General features: G+C 39.5%; 1 protein-coding gene. It reads left to right on the top strand.

Annotated features, from left to right (window positions below; translation table 11 throughout):
• The first annotated feature begins 155 nt into the window (after nucleotides 1-155).
• On the top strand, nucleotides 156-1,475 hold the full coding sequence (locus RU96_RS12520; protein WP_010753805.1) for an IS1380 family transposase: 1,320 nt from the start codon (nucleotides 156-158) through the stop codon (nucleotides 1,473-1,475).
• Nucleotides 1,476-1,676 lie beyond the last annotated feature (201 nt).

Below are 1,676 nucleotides of genomic sequence, written 5' to 3'. Positions count from 1 at the left end.
CCTGAATAATTCATACTTTGACTTCAAACCGTCTGAAACTGCCTAACGGCAGTCTTCATTTACTTTTTCATTTTCACCTGTTAAGTGATGCAAAAAGAACCCCATTCTGATATGGTAAAGGTGTCGAAACCAACCATAAGAAAGGAGTTCTTCTCATGACTAGCTTACACAAAAACCAGGTAAAATTCAATTCAAATTTGACTATTTCACATACAGGTGGTCGCTTATCGAGTGATTCGGGTTTGGTCTTAGTTCAAGAGGTGATGAATACCTTCGACTTTTCACACGTAGCTAAACAGTGGCTCCATATTAAAGACAAACGTGTTTACTTCACACATGATAACTTAGCGATATTAGAACAACTCATTATGCAGTTAATTGCTGGGTACTCGGCAGACTCATCAGCTAATCTATTAAGACAGGATCCAGTCTTTCAAGCTGTACTCGGTAAAAAAGAGTTGGCCTCACAATCGTCAATCTCACGGTTTTTAGATCGTTTCACCGAGGAGAACATGGATCAACTCCAAGCATTAAATCAGTCGCTGATTGATAAAGCGCGTTTGATTCGCAATGACACCGAGTTAATCATTGATGTCGATTCCACACATTCGGATACCTTTGGACGCCAAGAACAAACAGATTATAATGCCCATTATCAAACCTACGGCTATCACCCATTAGTTGCATTTGACGGATTGACCGGAGATTTCCTAAAAGCTGAACTGCGTTCAGGCAATCAGTACACGTCTAAAGGGGTAAAAGCCTTTATCGACCCGCTGTTACACCACTACAAGAGCACGTTACCTCATACCGAGATATTGGTTCGGGGTGACAGCGGCTTCGCCACACCAGAGGTGTATGAATCTTGTGAAGCAACTGAAAGCCAGTACGTTATCCGATTAAAGAGCAATCGGAGGTTAAGTCAGTTAGCTGAACACTCTGTTCTTTATGGGGATAATAAAAAATGGGAAGACCGAGAAATACAGTATTTTTCACTCCCTTATCAAGCACAATCCTGGTCAAAACCCCGTCGCGTTTGTATTCGATCAATCCGTGAAGCAGGAGAGCTTCTTTTTCACCACGCATTCATTGTGACGAATCTATCCGATAATGTCTCGCCTGAAGTCATATTCTCTCTTTACGGCAAGCGTGGAACAATGGAAAATTTCATCAAAGAAGCGAAATCAGGCTTTTATTTTGACAAAACAGATAGTCCGCGTTTCCTGGAAAATCATGTCAGAATGATGATCAGTGTCCTGGCTTACAACCTCGTCAATTTTTTAAAGACCATTGGATTTGAACAAGTGAATCGGGGGATGACGATTCATTCTATACGATTGACATTGCTTAAAGTTGCCGGAAAACTCGTTAAAACAGGTAGACAAGTCTATCTCAAACTGTCGAGTTATCATGTGTATCAAACTGAATTTTATAAGGTTTTTGAACGCCTACGGCGATCTAGGCAATGGATTTAGGCTAGTTATCGTAAAAATTTTTAACCTATTTTTCCAAGGGGTCAGTCTGCCCTTAAATAGACAAATAATTTTTATTATAGCCTTCTTCCGTATATATCCTGTTCGAAAACACATTATTTTGGAAAAATGTATCTGCCTAATTTAAATATAGGCACTTTGTTCAAAAAAATAGCTTAAATTTAGAGCTATGAATTATTCAGG

This window comes from Enterococcus canintestini (assembly GCF_001885735.1).
GTDB lineage: Bacteria > Bacillota > Bacilli > Lactobacillales > Enterococcaceae > Enterococcus_C > Enterococcus_C canintestini.
The sequence above is the reverse complement of the archived record's forward strand: the minus strand, read 5'-3'. Positions and strand labels throughout refer to the sequence as shown.

What these genes read in the sequence shown, in the direction of transcription:
- RU96_RS12520 (WP_010753805.1), top strand. Translation starts at nt 156, where the DNA reads ATGACTAGCTTACACAAAAACCAGGTAAAATTCAATTCAAATTTGACT.